Below are 15,346 nucleotides of genomic sequence, written 5' to 3'. Positions count from 1 at the left end.
ATGGACACAGCAGAGACCATTCTCAGCGTAAAAGATCTTCGGGTGCGCTTCCGCACCCTCGACGGCGCGGTCGAGGCGGTGAAAGGCATCAACATCCACGTCAAGGCGGGCGAAACCGTCGCCGTGGTCGGCGAATCCGGCTCCGGCAAAAGCCAGACAATGATGGCGGCGATGAGCCTGCTGGCCTCCAATGGAGAAGCCACTGGCAGCGTCGATTATCGCGGCCGCAATCTTCTGACGCTAAGCAAATCCGAGCTGAACAGGGTCCGTGGCCGCAAGATCAGCATGATCTTCCAGGAGCCGATGACCTCGCTCGATCCGCTCTATTCGATCGGCAACCAGCTGATCGAACCGATTCGCCAGCACCGGGGCTTGAATGCGGCGCAAGCGCGCGAGGAGGCGCTCAAGCTGCTCAGGTTGGTGCATATTCCGGATCCCGAACGGCGCATGAAATCCTATCCGCACGAAATGTCGGGGGGCCAGCGCCAGCGCGTCATGATCGCCATGGCGTTGGCAAACGATCCCGACATCCTGATTGCCGACGAACCGACGACGGCGCTCGACGTCACCATCCAGGCGCAGATCCTCATGCTTCTGGCTGAGCTGCAGCGCAAGCTCGGCATGGCGATCGTCTTCATCACCCACGATCTCGGCATCGTGCGGCGCTTTGCCGACCGGGTCTACGTCATGCGATCCGGCGAGGTGGTGGAGGAGGGGGACGCGCAAGCGATCTTCGCCAGTCCCCAGCATGCCTACACCAAGATGCTGCTGGCGGCCGAGCCGACCGGAACGAAGGCGCCGCCGCCGGCCAACGCGCCGGTCCTGCTCGAAGGCAGAAACGTCGAGGTCACCTTCCGTATCGGCGGCGGCTTTCTGGCCGGCGAGCCGCTGATGCTGCGCGCCGTCGACCGCATCTCGATCAGGCTGAGGCGCAATCAAACGATCGGCATCGTTGGTGAATCAGGCTCGGGAAAGTCGACGCTTGGCCGCGCTTTGCTGCGGCTGCTGCCGAGCGACGGCATCATCCGCTTCGGCGACCGCGATATCTCGACCGCCGACCGCCAGGCGATGCGGCCGCTGCGGCGTCAGTTGCAGCTGGTCTTCCAGGATCCGTTCGGTTCGCTGTCGCCGCGCATGACCATCGGCCAGGTCATCACCGAAGGGTTGCTGGTGCATGAACCGAACCTCTCGGGCAAGCAGCGCGACCAGCGCGCCGTCGAGGCGCTGCGCGAAGTCGGCCTCGATCCCACCTCGCGCAATCGCTATCCGCACGAATTCTCAGGCGGCCAGCGCCAGCGCATCGCAATCGCCCGCGCCATGATCCTCAAGCCCAAGCTGGTGGTGCTGGACGAGCCGACCTCGGCGCTCGACCGTTCGGTGCAGAAGCAGATCGTGGAGTTGCTGCGCAAGCTGCAGGCCGACCATGAGCTGTCTTACCTCTTCATCAGTCACGATCTCGCCGTGGTGCGCGCCATGGCCGACTACATCATCGTCATGAAGCAGGGCAAGATCGTCGAGGAAGGGCCGACGGAAGACATTTTCAGCAATCCGCAGGCCAGCTACACGCAGACGCTGATGAGCGCCGCAATCGATGTCACGCGGTTTCGTTTGAGTGCGTGAGGCGAGCCCGGCAGCGGCGCCTTAGCTCAATTCGCCAGCCCTGGGCATTTGCGCGCCCTGGCGGCGGCCATGGCCGCTTGCTGCTGCTTTAGCCGGTCGATCCTGGCTGTTTCGCGATTGGCGACCGCGGCCTTGACGCTTGAGCCGCCCAGCAGCCATCTGGGAACACTGGTGCTGGCGACCTTGCCGCGCGTGATGGCTGTCTGCGAGATGCCTTTGGCGGTTTCGCCTATGGCGCTGTTCAGTTCGGCGCATGTCATCTTGTCGTAATTCGCCGGGTCGATCGATCCGCTGGTCGAAGCGCAGCCTCCGACAAGGGCGAGAAGGAGCACGGGGAGGAACGGCCTGCTGGGGGTCGACTGCAATTTCATGTCCACGACCTTACTCCAGCGTAAGCGACCATGGCCACCCTCCGATATGCCCGCATCCGTACGTACGCCGAAACGAACCGGGGTCATTCACATTCACGACGGTCACGAGTTCGGCGTCGGCGGAACCCTTGAAAGAGAGCCTGCGAGCCCCATCTGCGTTGACAAATATTCCTGGCTGGTTGATGGCTGAGGCGGATATCCTATATCAGCGGACAGAACGAGCTTGTCATTGCGCGGCTATTGCCTAGATCGATCGTTTGTCGAAAATTTTGGATTCTTTTTGGCTGAAATGGAATAGTCATTCCATGAAAAGTTGGATCAAGAATTCAAAAGAGCCGGCAAAGGCGCTGCCGAAGGCTGACAACGTACAATCAATACTCATAAATCAGACGAAGTTTATCGGGGATGTTGTTCTAACTTCGGTTCTGGTCAGGCATCTGCGGGCAGAGTTTCCGAACGCGACGATCACCATGCTATGCCAGGCGGCGCTGGCGAAATTCGTTCTGGAGCAAGGCATCGCCGACAGCGTGGTTTCGCTCGATCGCGGCAAAATGCGCGGCTCCCCTTTCGAGCGCATGTCCGGAATGTCCAGGCTCCTGCACGATCTGAGGAAGTCGGATTATGATCTTATCATCGATCTGTCCGACTCCAAGACATCACGGCTTGTCATGCGCTTCGTCAAGGCGCCTTTTCGCGTAGGCTATGTTCCATCGGAGCAGCCCCTGAAATTCTGGGAGCGTCAAAGCGCCAACATCTTTGCCGCCACATACGGCCATGGCGGTGAGCATTATCTGCATCGGTACCTGTCGCCGCTGTTTGCCCTTGGCATTCCTGTGATCGATCCTATCCCGTCCCTGAAGCCAACCGAATCCGGTTCGCGTCAGGCAAAACAGCTGCTTGCCCGACACGAACTGGAAAGGAAGTCGTTTGTCGCCGTCCATGCCGGCGCCAGTTTCCCAGGCCGTTGCTGGCAGCCGGACCGTTTCGCTTCGGTCCTGGGAGAGATTTACCGGCGAAAGGGTCTGCGGGCGGTCATCGTTGGCGGCCCCGACGAGGCAGGTATCGCAGGCAAGGTGTTGGATGCGGCAACATCGCCGATCGTGAATCTCGTTGGCCAGGCACCCCTGACAACCCTTTTGCCCCTGCTGGGCGAGGCCCTGATCTTCCTTGGCAACGAGAGCGGACCCATGCACCTGGCCGCGGCGATGAAAACGCCCGTCGTTGGCCTGTTCGGTCTGACCCAACCTGACATCTGGGGGCCTCTCGGCGTTCCTAACCGTACGCTGCAGCCTCCGATGCCATGCAAGTGCATAGCGCCGGGCCTCTGCAAGGTGGGCAATGCAGGGGGCGTTTATTGCGTTCAACGGCTTGATGCCGCCGACGTCACAAAAGCGGCAATCGAACTCATAGAACGCGTCAGCTAAAGCAATTCCAGGAAAACTGCGCAGCGGTTTTCCGTTCGGAATTGCGTAAAGCGATGAATTGGAGCAGGCGACGATCAAACATCGAGCCGCTGCAGCGGGAACAACAAACACGCCTGGCGCTTTGTTTTTCTGGTCGGAGTGGCAGGATTTGAACCTGCGACCCCCTCGTCCCGAACGAGGTGCGCTACCAGGCTGCGCTACACTCCGTGACCAGACCGCGGGCTTATAGCCGCCGCATCTGGTTCCTGCAAGCGTCAATGGCAGCACTTCTGTCGCATTTCGCCAGCTTTCTTCGCGAGCCTGTTTCAGCGCCTCGAATAAACCTCAAGCCCGAGATCGAGGCGCGCGTCGGCCGGCTGTTCCGCTGGCACATCGATCCGGCACCGCTGGGTCTCTGGATCGACCGCATCGACGAGCGCGGCCGCTCGCTGGCATCGGACGTGCCGGCCAGCATTTTTTATCATCTCGTCTGCGCGCTGACACAGTATCTGGATGGAACCGTGGAGAAGAGCGGCTGAGGCGAGCTAACGGTGATGCCGGCGCTGCCAATCTCCCGCACTAGCAAGAGAGCTTGGCAGTCACGTCGGCTTTCGCCAATTCAATAAGGCGCCGCCACATCTCCGGTCTCGACATAAACCGCCTTCAGCTGCGAATAGAGCGCCAGCGCGGCCAGCGAATTCTCTCGCCCGATGCCTGACTGCTTGAAGCCGCCGAAGGGGATTTCGACCGGCGTCAGGTTGTAGGCGTTGATCCAGCACGTGCCGGCCTGCAACTCGGCGATGACACGGTGCGCGCGCGGCAGGTCGCGCGTGAACACGCCGGCCGCGAGGCCGAACTCGGTGTCGTTGGCGCGCTCGACTACCTCGTCCTCGCCGTCGAATTTCAGCACGCTCATGACAGGCCCGAAGATTTCCTCGCGCGCGATGCGCATGCCGTCGGTCACGCCGGTGAACACCGTCGGCTCGACGAAGAAGCCGCCTTCGAAACCTTGGAGCGAGGGCACGTTGCCGCCGCAGGCGAGCGTGGCGCCTTCTTGCTTGCCCGCCGCTATGTAGGAGACGACCTTCTCCTGCTGTGTCTTGCTGACCAGCGGCCCCATCTGGGTTTCGCCATCGAGCGGATCGCCGATGCGGATCTTCTTGGTTCGCTCGACGAGCCGGTCGACGAAGCGGTCATGGATGCCCTTCTGGACGAAGACGCGCGTGCCGTTGGAGCAGATCTGCCCTGTCGAATAGAAATTGCCGAGCATGGCGCCGCCGATGGCATTCTCGAGATCGGCGTCGTCGAAGACGATCAGCGGCGACTTGCCGCCGAGTTCCATCGTCGCGTGCTTCATCTTCGAGCCGGCGAGCGACAGCACCTTGCGGCCGGTCGGCACCGAACCGGTCACCGACACCTTGGCTACGACGTCGTGGCCGACCAGGCTGGCGCCGACATCGCCATAGCCTTGCACGACGTTGAACAGCCCGTCGGGCAGGCCTGCCTCGCTGTAGATCTCGGCCAGTGCCAATGCAGACAATGGCGTGGTTTCCGATGGTTTGAACACCATCGCGTTGCCCATGGCGAGCGCCGGCGCGGATTTCCAGCCGGCGATCTGGATCGGGTAGTTCCAGGCGCCTATGCCGACGCAAACGCCGAGCGCCTCACGCCGCGTGTAGGCAAAAGGTCCGCCCAGATCGACAGCCTCGCCATTGTAGGCGGCAACCGCGCCTCCGAAATATTCCAGGCAATCCGCGGCCGATGGGGCATCCGCCACCAGCGTCTCCTGGATCGCCTTGCCGGTGTCGAGCGTCTCGAGGCGGGCAAGATCGGCATTGCGGGCGCGCAAGATGTCGGCGGCGCGGCGCAGGACGCGGCCGCGCTCCACCGGCTTCAGCCGCGCCCAAGCCGGTTGTGCGGCACGCGCGGCCTCGATGGCGAGTTCCAGCACGTTCGGCGTCGCCGAGCGTAAAAGGGCGATGGTCTCGCCGGTTGCCGGATAGACGACCGGCAGTGGCGCGCCTTGCTCGTCCTCTATGTAGCGTCCGTTGACATAGTGCGATGCCGTTGGCTGGGCGCGCATGGGCTTCTCCAAATCGTCTTTCGCGGCATGCCGATCCTGCGGTTGCACGATCATGCTCTATCTGTCGGACGCCTGCCAGCGGGGGTTGATCCATGGTTCCTGGTTGGAAGGCGCCAGCGGCGTGCGGCCAAGGATATGGTCGGACGCCTTCTCGCCAGTCATGATCGACGGCGCGTTGAGATTGCCGTTGGTGACGCGCGGGAAGATCGAGGAATCGGCCACGCGTAGGCCCTCGACGCCGATCACGCGGCATTCCGGATCGACGACGCTCGTGACGTCGTCGGTGCGGCCCATCCGGCAGGTGCCGCAGGGATGATAGGCGCTTTCGGCGTGATCCCTGATGAAGATGTCGAGATCGTCGTCCGACTGCACGTGGCTGCCGGGGGAAATTTCCTGGCCACGGAAGCCGTCGAAGGCCTTCTGGCCGAAAATCTCGCGCGTCAGCCTGATGCAGTGGCGAAACTCGCTCCAGTCGTCGGGATGCGACATGTAGTTGAAGTGGATCACCGGTTTCGAATTCGGATCCGGCGAGCGCAGCGTCACCGAGCCGCGCGACTTCGATCGCATCGGCCCGACATGCGCCTGAAAACCATGCGACTTCGCCGCCGCCTTGCCGTCATAGCGCACAGCCGCCGGGATGAAGTGGTACTGGATATCAGGATAGTCGACGCCGGCGCGCGAGCGCACGAAAGCCGCCGCCTCGAAATGATTGGTGGCGCCAAGGCCGGTCTTGAAGAACAGCCACTGCGCCCCGATCATCGCCTTCGAGAACGGGTTGAGCACCGAATTCAACGTGATCGGCTTTGTCGATTCCTGCTGGATATAAAGTTCCAGATGGTCCTGCAGGTTGCGGCCTACGCCGGGTCTATCGGCCACCACCGCGATGCCGTTTTCCCTGAGATGCTCTGCAGGCCCGATGCCCGACAGCATCAGGATTTTCGGCGAATTGATCGACGATGCCGCGACGATCACCTCACGTCGCGCCTTAACGACTTGAATCTGTTTGCGAGCTTCGATTTCGACCCCGATGGCGCGTTGATTCTCGATGATCACCCGCCGCGCAAAGCCCTTGACCAGGCTTACGTTTTTGCGCCTGAGCGCCGGCCTCAGATAGGCTGATGCCGCCGACCAGCGGCGGCCGCCGAAAATGGTCTGCTCCATCGGGCCGAACCCCTCTTGCCTGGAGCCGTTATAGTCGTCGGTCAGTTCGAAGCCGGCTTGGCGGCCCGCTTCGACGAAGGCGCCATAGAGCGGATTTTTCCGCGTGCCGCGCCGCACGTGCAGCGGCCCGCCATGGCCCCGCCAGCCGTCCTCGCCGCCGTCCGCATCTTCCATGCGCTTGAAATAGGGAAGCACGTCGGCAAAACCCCAGCCGGCGGCTCCCTGTTCGGCCCAGTGGTCGAAGTCGCGGGCGTGGCCGCGCACATAGACCATGCCGTTGATCGAGGACGAGCCTCCAATCACCTTGCCGCGCGGCGTCGCCAGCACGCGGCCGCCGAGATGCGGCTCCGGTTCGCTGGCGAAGCCCCAGTCGTAGAGGCTCATATTGAGCGGGATCGACAGCGCCGATGGCATCTGGATCAGCGGCCCGACATCGGAGCCGCCGAATTCGATAACGATGACCGAGTGCTTGCCATCCTCCGACAGGCGATAGGCCATGGCCGAGCCGGCGGAGCCGGAGCCGATGATGACGAAATCCGCTTCAAGCATTGTTCATATGCGCCCATCGTTCATATGTGTGATGAAATCGGCGAGCGAGACATTGCCGCCGGTAGCCACCACAAGGACGGTCTTGCCGGCCACATCCACCTTGCCGCCGAGCAGTGCCGCCAGCGAGGCAGCTCCGGACGGCTCAAGCACCAGCTTCATCCGCTCGAAGGCGATTTTCATTGCCCGCCGCACCAAGGCGTCGTCGACGGTGATGCCGCGAACGCCGGCGGTTCTGACCGCCGCGAACGGCGCGTCGCCGGGCCGCCGCGACATCAGCCCGTCACAGATCGAGTTCGGGGCGAGCGGCATGGTCTCGATGCTGCCATGCGCCAACGAGGCGCCCATGCCGTTGAAACCTTCGGGCTCGACGCCGATGATTTCTGTGGCGGGCGACAGGTAGTGGAAAGCGAGCGAAACGCCGCCGATCAGGCCGCCGCCGCCGACCGAGCAGAACAGCACGTCCGCCTTCGCGCCCTTGGCAGAAAGCTGCTCCAGCGCCTCCAGCCCGGCACCTGCCTGGCCGGCCACGATTTCCGGATCGTCGAAGGGATGCAGCAATGTCAGCCCTTCGGTCTCGGCGATCTCGCGCGCCTTGGCGGCGGCGACTTCCTCACGCGCGCGCTCGCCGTGATCGGTAAGCACCACGCGCGCGCCGTAGCCTGCTGTGGCGTCGCGCTTGGCGGCCGGCGCGTCGATCGGCATGACGATGGTGACGGGAATGCCGAGCGCCTGGCCCGCAGCCGCCAGTCCTTGCGCGAAATTGCCGGAAGAATAAGCGACGACGCCCTTCTTGGCTTCGTCGGGCGACAGCCGCTTCAGCCGCCAATAGGCGCCACGCACCTTGAACGATCCCGCCCATTGCAGCGATTCCGCCTTGACGAAGACGCGAGCGGCGCCGGTTTCCCTGGCGAGCGCCGCCGATTCCAGCAGCGGCGTGATCTGCGTCGCCTTGGCGGTGACCGCATAGGCTTGCTTCAGGTGGTCGAGTGAGGGAACAAGCGTAGTCATCATTCGCCTCGCGGATACCGTTTGCTCTCCTCGAGATTGTCGAGGTTCATGTGGTTGCGCATGTAGCGCTCGGACGCTTTCTGCAGCGGTTGGAAATCCCAGGGGTAGTAGGCGCCGTTGCGCAATGCCCGATAGACGACCCAGCGGCGCGCCTGGCTTTCGCGCACCGCAGCGTCGAAAGCGGCCATGTCCCAGCGCGCCCGCACCTTGTCCATGAACGCCGCGACCAGCGGTTCGTTGGCCGGATCGGCAGCGAGGTTTTCCCGCTCCAGCGGATCGGATTGGAGATCGAACAGTTGCGGCGCATCGAGCTCGCAATGGACGAACTTGTATCGGCCCTCGCGGATAGCCACCAGAGGCGCGTATGAACCCTCAGCCGCATATTCCATCAGCACAGGCGCGCTGCGCCGCTCACCGTCGATCAGAGGCAGCAGCGACTGGCCATCGGTCCATGGCGCGACGGCATCGATGTCGATGCCGGCGAGGTCGCAAAGCGTCGGAGTCACGTCGAGATTGGAAACCGGCGCTTCGATCAGCCCGGCCGCAACGCCCCTGCCGGCAACCATCAGCGGCACCCGCGCCGAGCCCTCGAAGAAGCTCATCTTGAACCATAGGCCGCGCTCGCCGAGCATGTCGCCATGGTCGGAGCAGAACAGGATGGTGGTGTCGTCGAGCATGCGCGTCCGCTTGAGCACGTCCAGGAGCTCGCCGAGCTTGTCGTCGACATAGGAAATATTGGCGAAATAGCCGCGCCGCGAACGGCGCACCTGCTCAGGGGTGATCTGGAACGACGGATAATCGCTGGCGACATACAGCCGCTGCGAATGCCTGTCCTGTGCGTCATACGCGATAAAGCCGGTTTCCGGGTCGAGCGCCTGGCAATTTTCGTAGAGATCCCAGTACTGCTTGCGCGCGACGTAGGGGTCGTGCGGATGCGACAGCGAAACGGTCAGGCACCATGGCCGGCGCTCCTCATCGTCCTGTTCGCGTGAAAGCTGGTAGAGCTTCTGCGTGGCGAGGAACACGACCTCGTCGTCATATTCCATCTGGTTGGTGGTTTCCGCGATGCCGGCCCCGGTCACCGAACCCAGATTGTGATACCACCAGTCGATGCGCTCGCCGGGCTTGCGGTAGTCCGGCGTCCAACCGAAATCGGCCGGGTAGATGTCCGTGGTCAGCCGTTCCTCGAAGCCGTGCAATTGGTCCGGCCCGACGAAATGCATCTTGCCCGACAGGCAAGTATGGTAGCCGGCGGCGCGCAGATGATGAGCGAAGGTCGGGATCGACGAGGCGAACTCGGCGGCGTTGTCATAGACTCCGGTGCGCGATGGCAACTGGCCGCTCATGAACGAGGCACGGGCGGGCGCACAGAGCGGCGAGCCGGTGTAATTGTTGCGGAAGCGCGCCGAGCGGGCGGCCAATGCCTTCAGATGCGGCGCGTGCAGGAAGTCAGCCGGCCCGTCGGGAAAGAAAGTTCCGTTGAGCTGATCGACCATGACGACCAGGAAATTTGGTTGCTTGCGTGTCACTGCGTCTGCCGTCCGCTGAGTTTCGTTTCGAGATAGTCTTCGACCAATGCGATCGCGGTCGCGGCATCGGGCACGCCGTCCTTGAGCGCCCGCCTGATGTAGAGCCCGTCGATCATTGCCGCCGTCGCTTCGGCGACGCGATCGGCCTCGGATCGGGACAGGATGCCGGCCAGCCCGCTCATCAGGTTCGAATGCAGCCGCCGCGCATAAATCCTGAGCAGCCGGCGCAGCGCCGCCGATTTTTGTGCCTCGACATAGAAGGCGAGCCAGGCGGCGATCGTTTCGGCCCGGAACTGGATGTCGGAGAAATTGACGGCCACCACAGCCGAGACCCGTTCGCGGGGGGAACCAGCGGATTGGAGCGCGCGCCGCATGTCCGTGTTCAGTTCGGCCAGGATGTGGCGCATCGTCGCGAACAGCAGTTCATCCTTGGCGCCAAAATAGTGATGGGCAAGCGCCGATGACACGCCGGCGCGCCCGGCGATCTCCGACATCGTCACGTCAAGCGAGCCGCGCTCGCCGATCGCCGAGATCGTTGCGTCGATGAGCGCCTTGCGGCGCAGTGGCTCCATTCCGACTTTCGGCATGCCGTTCCCGATGTTTGCCGAAGATTATTTTTTATTGACGGATCAATCAACAAAAATCCAACCTGAACAACAATCGATTGTCCGCTCTGGCTCATACCCGGGACTGGAAAACGGTTCACCATTGAACAATATTGAGTGCTCATGCCGCGACACGACGTGTTAGGCTCCGCGGCAAACGGAGGTTGTCATGACCGCATGCATCGTCGGCTGGGCGCATTCGCGCTTCGGCAAGCTCGAAGGCGAAACGCTAGAGAGCCTGATCGTCAAAGTGGCAACGGAGGCGCTTGACCATGCCGGCATTGGTCCGGACGATGTCGACGAGATCGTGCTCGGGCATTTCAACGCCGGCTTTTCCGCGCAGGATTTCACCGCCAGCCTTGTCCTTCAGGCCGACGACCGGCTGCGCTTCAAGCCGGCGACGCGCGTCGAGAACGCCTGTGCCACCGGTTCGGCCGCGGTCAGGCAAGGCATCCGCGCCATCGATGCCAATGCCGCCCGCATCGTGCTGGTGGTCGGCGCCGAGCAGATGACGACGACGCCCGGTCCCGAGATCGGCAAGAACCTGCTCAAGGCCTCGTATCTCCCCGAAGACGGCGAGACGCCGGCAGGCTTTGCCGGCGTCTTCGGGAAGATCGCGCAGGCCTATTTCCAGCGCTATGGCGACCAGTCCGACGCGCTTGCCATGATCGCCGCCAAGAACCACAAGAACGGCGTCGACAACCCCTATGCACAGATGCGCAAGGATTTCGGTTACGAGTTCTGCCGCCAGGAGAGCGAGAAGAACCCTTTCGTAGCCGGTCCCTTGAAGCGCACCGACTGCTCGCTGGTTTCCGACGGTGCCGCCGCTCTCGTCCTCACCGACACAGCGACGGCACTGAAGATGCGCCGCGCCGTCACCTTCCGCGCCAATGAGCACGTGCAGGATTTCCTGCCGATGTCGAAGCGCGACATCCTGACTTTCGAAGGCTGCGAGCAGGCCTGGAGCCGCGCGCTGAAGAAGGCCGGCGTGACGCTTGACGACCTCTCCTTCGTCGAGACGCATGACTGCTTCACCATCGCTGAACTGATCGAATATGAGGCGATGGGCCTGGCGAAGCCCGGCGAGGGCGCCAAACTGGCGCTGGACGGCACGACCGCAAAGGACGGACGGCTGCCGGTCAACCCGTCCGGCGGCCTGAAGGCGAAGGGTCATCCGATCGGCGCCACCGGGGTGTCGATGCATGTGCTGAGCGCCATGCAGCTTGTCGGCGAGGCCGGCGGCATCCAGGTGCCGGGCGCCAAACTCGGCGGCATCTTCAATATGGGCGGTGCGGCGGTCGCCAATTACGTTTCCATTCTCGACCGGATTCGGTAAAAGCGACCCGCATCCGCGGGGGCAACATGACAAATCCGGTTCTGATCGAAGTTCTGCGTGGCGCCATCGTCGAGAGCGCCCACCGAGGCGCGGTCGCGGTTTTCGGCGCCGATGGCAAGCCGGTTCTGGAGATCGGCGACACATCGCGGCCGGTGTTTCCGCGCTCCGCGGTCAAGGCGATCCAGGCGCTTCCGCTGGTCGAGACGGGGGCTGCCGATGCCTATGGCTTCGGCAACCGCGAACTGGCGCTGGCCTGTGCCTCCCATTCGGGCGAACCGGCCCATGTCGAACTGGCCAGGTCGATGCTCGCCAGGGCCGGGCTGGACGGGTCGGCGCTTGAATGCGGCACGCACTGGCCCTCAAACCATGATGCGGAGATAGCACTTGCGCGTGCCGGCGGCTCGCCCAACGCGCTGCACAACAACTGCTCCGGCAAGCATTCGGGCTTCCTCTGCACCTGCGTCCACGCGGGCATCGCGCATCGCGGCTATGTCAGGGCGGATCACGCCTTGCAGGAAATGGTGCGCGACGCCATGCAAGCGGTAACGGGAGCCCGCCACGGCGCCGACGAGCGCGCGACCGACGGCTGTTCGATCCCGACCTACGCGGTGCCGCTCAGGAGTTTCGCGCTGGGCTTTGCCCGGATGGCGACCGGGACGGGTTTTGCACCGGTGCGAGCCAAAGCTGCAAACCGTCTGCTGGCCGCCTGCATGGCAGAGCCGTTCTTTGTTGCCGGAACGGACCGCGAAGACGTCGCGTTGATGGAAGCCGCCCCCGGGCGGATTTTTGCGAAAGGCGGCGCTGAAGGCGTTCATTGTGCGGCACTTCCCGAGCTTGGCCTCGGCATCGCGCTCAAATGCGACGATGGTGCCGGCCGGGCTGCCGAATCCATGGTTGCCGCGGTTCTCGCCAGGCTGCTGCGCGCTGACGAGGTTTTGGCGGCGAAGCTGCTCGAAATGGCAAACGCACCCATCGAAAGCCGGATCGGCGCCAAGGTCGGAGCGCTCAGGCCAACGGCGGCACTGGCCTGATCCGGACGCTCTCAACTGACGTGATTGCGCTCGACGGTCAGATGCGGAAAGCCGCTATCGGCTGACGCGGCGAGATCGCCCGTGGCCGGATCGGCCCAGCGCTGCCCGACAATCGCGCCATTGCGTGCCCCGTCGATGACATTGTCGGAGATGATGGCGGTTCCGGCACCGTCGACCACGCTGACCACGATGCCGGTGCCCGCCTTGCGGATGATGTTGCCGGTGGCCACGACATTGCGCAGATACGGTCCCCAGCCGATCTGCATGCCGTAGAGCGGCGCGTTCTCGACGACATTGTTGGACATGGTGGTGTCGGCCTCGACGCCGATGCCGACGCCGAAACCGGGCGGATCGGCGGGGTAGGGGCCAGATGTCGACAGGTTGCGCACGATATTGCCGGAGCAAACGCCCATGCGTCCGCCTTCGTTGAAATTGACGATCGAGATGCCGTTGGCGGCACCATCGACGATGTTGTTGCTGATGACGGCGCCTTCGAACGAGAATTCGGAATAGACCGCCGTTTCGCCAGAGCGCATGCAGGTGTTGCCCGATACTTGCAGATTGCTGGCGCTGTTGGCGCGAATGGCCGAGAATGCGCAGTCCGAAACGATATTGCCGGAGATGATCACGTTGGCGGCGCGGAAGGCATTGATGCCGTTGCCGTTCTGGCCTGTGCCGCCGCCGCGCGCCGCGATGCGTTCGACCCGGTTGCCGGTGACGATGGTGCCGTCCTCCGCCGCCTGCCAGCGGTGCACGAGGATGCCACCATTGGCGCAGTCGGAGACGGTGTTGCCTGTGATCGCCAGCCCTGCGGCCTCGACCGAATAGATGCCGGCGTCCGCCGCTCCGGATATTTCCGTGCGCTCGACCCGGCCCGCCGCGTGCTCGAGCGCCAGTCCGTTCTTGCCGCTGCCGGTTATCTGGCAATTGTCGACGATGAGATGCGCCACGCGGCGCAGATCGAGCAGTCCTTGCGCGTAGTCGCCCATCGAGCGGTTTGAGCCGTCGAGGGCTATGCCGCTGAGCTCGATGTGATCGGCTTGTTCGGCCATGAACAGGTGGCCGTCGCCACCATAGACGATGCGTGTTGCGCCAGGCACCCCGGTAAGGCGCACCCGGCCGGGCAGCGTCAGGTTGGACACGACATAGGTGCCGGGCTGCAGGAACACCGGCATGTCGCGATCGCCGGCCTCGCGCAGCAGCTTGGCGAAAGCCTTGCTCTGATCGTCAAAGGTGCCGGGTCGCACGCCAAGCTCGGTGGCGTTGATCGATCCGCGCATTGAGGCTTTCTCGATGCCGGGCAAGCTCGCGGCCGCTGCCTTGCCCAGCGAAAGCCCGAACACGGCAAAACCGGCTGTCCGGACAAGCAGCTTGCGTCTGTTCAACATCGGCACAGGTCCTGGCATTTTGCCCATCCCGTGGCAGGATTCGTGCCAGCCGGGCACCTGCGTCCCCGGCTAGGGGCAATGACTTGTGAAGTCGTGAGGGCAGGCATAAGTTCAAGGAATGAGCAGAGCCTTTACCCGCGAGGAAGACAGCGAAAACGCCATCGCAGGCGTCGGCGAACGGCCGATCAGCCACCACCGCAACCTGGTGACGGAGCGTGGCCTGGCAATGATCGACGAGAATCTGGCCGATTTGCGCGACATATTGGCCAAAGCCGAGCGTCGGGGAGACCGCGAGCGTATCGCGCTGGTATCTCGCGACCTGCGCTACTGGACCGCGCGGCGCGAAAGTGCCGAGCTTTCGGTGCCCGAGCCCGGGAGCGACGTCATTCGCTTCGGCATGGGCGCCACGCTCGAAGCGGAGGACGGCAAGAAGGTGCACTGGAAGATCGTCGGCGAGGACGAGGCCGACCCGTCGAAAGGCAGCATTTCCCATGTGTCGCCAATGGCGATTGCTTTGTTTGGCAAGAAGGTCGGCGATGTCGCCACCGTCAACGGCAAGGAATGGGAAATCGTCAAGCTGAACGCGGGCGGCTGAACCCCAACGTCAGTCCTCAGTCTTCACGATATGGTCGCGAAAGAATGCGGCGGCACCCGCTTCATCGATCTCGCCGGCGGCGATAGCCATCACGAATTCATAAAGCGTGCCGTTGTCCGCCGTCAGGACGTGACCGTTGATGATCAGGAAGGCGCCGGCGGCGACAATCGCCGTGCGTTTGTTGCCGTCGACAAAGGCATGATTTCTGGCAATGCCAAAGACATAGGCTGCTGCAAGATCTTCAATCGACGGAGTGCCGTAATTAGCCTTGTTCTGGGCCTGGGCCAGCGCCGATTCGAGTGCATTTTCATTCCGCAAACCTTGTGCGCCGCCATGCCGGCGCAATTGCCCGGCATGCATCGCTTCGACCGCGCGGCGCGACAGGAACTCCCAGTTCATTCGGCGAGCTTCTGAAGCGCGACCTTGTACTTGTCCATGACCTTGCGAGCAGCTTCCATCTGCCGCTCGAAACTATCGTCGACCGGTTTGAGGACGATGTCCTTGTCCGTTTCGAGAACCTGAAGCTGATCACCGGCTTTGAGATTCAGGCGGTCGAGTAGCTCCTTGGGCAGGATCACCCCTTCGGAATTACCGATCTTGCGAATGGTGGTGTTCATGCTGGATTGCTCCTGTTGCAACGTCAATTATAACTCGACCGCCGCGCCGT

General features: G+C 63.1%; 14 protein-coding genes, 1 tRNA gene and 1 pseudogene. 6 read left to right on the top strand and 10 right to left on the bottom strand.

Annotated elements, in window-relative coordinates; all coding sequences use genetic code 11:
* Positions 1–1,620: an ABC transporter ATP-binding protein gene (locus tag LB532_RS12975; protein WP_140638735.1), complete on the top strand. Its 1,620-nt coding sequence runs from the start codon at positions 1–3 to the stop codon at positions 1,618–1,620.
* Positions 1,621–1,646: 26 nt separating this feature from the next.
* Here LB532_RS12975 and LB532_RS12970 read toward each other — a convergent pair whose 3' ends face one another.
* The gene (locus LB532_RS12970) at positions 1,647–1,991 is read right to left on the bottom strand and encodes a hypothetical protein (protein ID WP_140638836.1); all 345 of its coding nucleotides are present in this window, start codon (positions 1,989–1,991) and stop codon (positions 1,647–1,649) included.
* A gap of 305 nt (positions 1,992–2,296) precedes the next feature.
* Between LB532_RS12970 and LB532_RS12965 the strand changes: the two genes are divergently transcribed.
* On the top strand, positions 2,297–3,415 hold the full coding sequence (locus LB532_RS12965; RefSeq protein WP_140638736.1) for a glycosyltransferase family 9 protein: 1,119 nt from the start codon (positions 2,297–2,299) through the stop codon (positions 3,413–3,415).
* Positions 3,416–3,545: 130 nt separating this feature from the next.
* Here LB532_RS12965 and LB532_RS12960 read toward each other — a convergent pair.
* Positions 3,546–3,622, bottom strand: a tRNA-Pro gene (locus LB532_RS12960).
* Between the two features lie 113 nt (positions 3,623–3,735).
* Between LB532_RS12960 and LB532_RS12955 the strand changes: the two are divergent.
* A pseudogene (locus LB532_RS12955) lies at positions 3,736–3,933 on the top strand (AGE family epimerase/isomerase); the annotation flags it as partial.
* An 80-nt stretch (positions 3,934–4,013) separates the two neighbouring features.
* Here LB532_RS12955 and betB read toward each other — a convergent pair.
* From betB to betI, 5 genes are read right to left on the bottom strand one after another with little or no spacing between them, the layout of a single operon-like run.
* Positions 4,014–5,477 (bottom strand): betaine-aldehyde dehydrogenase, encoded by a 1,464-nt coding sequence (gene betB, locus LB532_RS12950; protein WP_140638737.1) that lies wholly within the window; start codon positions 5,475–5,477, stop codon positions 4,014–4,016.
* A gap of 57 nt (positions 5,478–5,534) precedes the next feature.
* Positions 5,535–7,187 carry a choline dehydrogenase gene (betA, locus tag LB532_RS12945; protein WP_140638738.1) on the bottom strand — a complete coding sequence of 551 codons (1,653 nt, stop codon included), beginning with the start codon at positions 7,185–7,187 and terminating at the stop codon, positions 5,535–5,537.
* A gap of 3 nt (positions 7,188–7,190) precedes the next feature.
* Positions 7,191–8,198 (bottom strand): threonine/serine dehydratase, encoded by a 1,008-nt coding sequence (locus LB532_RS12940; RefSeq protein ID WP_140520747.1) that lies wholly within the window; start codon positions 8,196–8,198, stop codon positions 7,191–7,193.
* Positions 8,195–9,724: a choline-sulfatase gene (betC, locus tag LB532_RS12935; protein WP_140638739.1), complete on the bottom strand. Its 1,530-nt coding sequence runs from the start codon at positions 9,722–9,724 to the stop codon at positions 8,195–8,197. Before betC ends, LB532_RS12940 begins: the two co-directional genes overlap by 4 nt.
* Positions 9,721–10,311 carry a choline-responsive transcriptional repressor BetI gene (gene betI, locus LB532_RS12930; RefSeq protein WP_140638740.1) on the bottom strand — a complete coding sequence of 197 codons (591 nt, stop codon included), beginning with the start codon at positions 10,309–10,311 and terminating at the stop codon, positions 9,721–9,723. The genes betC and betI overlap by 4 nt, the downstream gene beginning before the upstream one ends.
* A 187-nt stretch (positions 10,312–10,498) precedes the next feature.
* On the opposite strand from betI, the gene LB532_RS12925 reads away from it, so the two are divergent.
* Both LB532_RS12925 and LB532_RS12920 read left to right on the top strand, forming a co-directional pair.
* Positions 10,499–11,665: an acetyl-CoA acetyltransferase gene (locus LB532_RS12925; protein WP_140638741.1), complete on the top strand. Its 1,167-nt coding sequence runs from the start codon at positions 10,499–10,501 to the stop codon at positions 11,663–11,665.
* Between the two features lie 26 nt (positions 11,666–11,691).
* A complete protein-coding gene (locus LB532_RS12920; protein ID WP_140638742.1) occupies positions 11,692–12,696 on the top strand; it encodes an asparaginase in 1,005 nt (334 codons plus the stop codon).
* 11 nt (positions 12,697–12,707) lie between these two features.
* Here LB532_RS12920 and LB532_RS12915 read toward each other — a convergent pair whose 3' ends face one another.
* The gene (locus LB532_RS12915; RefSeq protein WP_140638743.1) at positions 12,708–14,084 is read right to left on the bottom strand and encodes a TIGR03808 family TAT-translocated repetitive protein; all 1,377 of its coding nucleotides are present in this window, start codon (positions 14,082–14,084) and stop codon (positions 12,708–12,710) included.
* Positions 14,085–14,202: 118 nt separating this feature from the next.
* Between LB532_RS12915 and greA the strand changes: the two genes are divergently transcribed.
* Positions 14,203–14,679: a transcription elongation factor GreA gene (gene greA, locus LB532_RS12910; protein ID WP_140638744.1), complete on the top strand. Its 477-nt coding sequence runs from the start codon at positions 14,203–14,205 to the stop codon at positions 14,677–14,679.
* 9 nt (positions 14,680–14,688) lie between these two features.
* Here greA and LB532_RS12905 read toward each other — a convergent pair whose 3' ends face one another.
* Both LB532_RS12905 and LB532_RS12900 read right to left on the bottom strand, forming a co-directional pair.
* Entirely contained in the window at positions 14,689–15,078 is a 390-nt protein-coding gene (locus LB532_RS12905) for a type II toxin-antitoxin system death-on-curing family toxin (RefSeq protein WP_140638745.1), read from the bottom strand.
* Complete coding sequence (locus tag LB532_RS12900) at positions 15,075–15,296, bottom strand: AbrB/MazE/SpoVT family DNA-binding domain-containing protein (RefSeq protein ID WP_140494768.1); 222 nt, start codon at positions 15,294–15,296, stop codon at positions 15,075–15,077. The genes LB532_RS12905 and LB532_RS12900 overlap by 4 nt, the downstream gene beginning before the upstream one ends.
* Positions 15,297–15,346 lie beyond the last annotated feature (50 nt).

It is taken from the genome of Mesorhizobium sp. ESP-6-2 (assembly GCF_020164675.1).
Lineage (GTDB): Bacteria > Pseudomonadota > Alphaproteobacteria > Rhizobiales > Rhizobiaceae > Mesorhizobium.
This window is presented reverse-complemented; position numbering and strand designations above follow the sequence as displayed.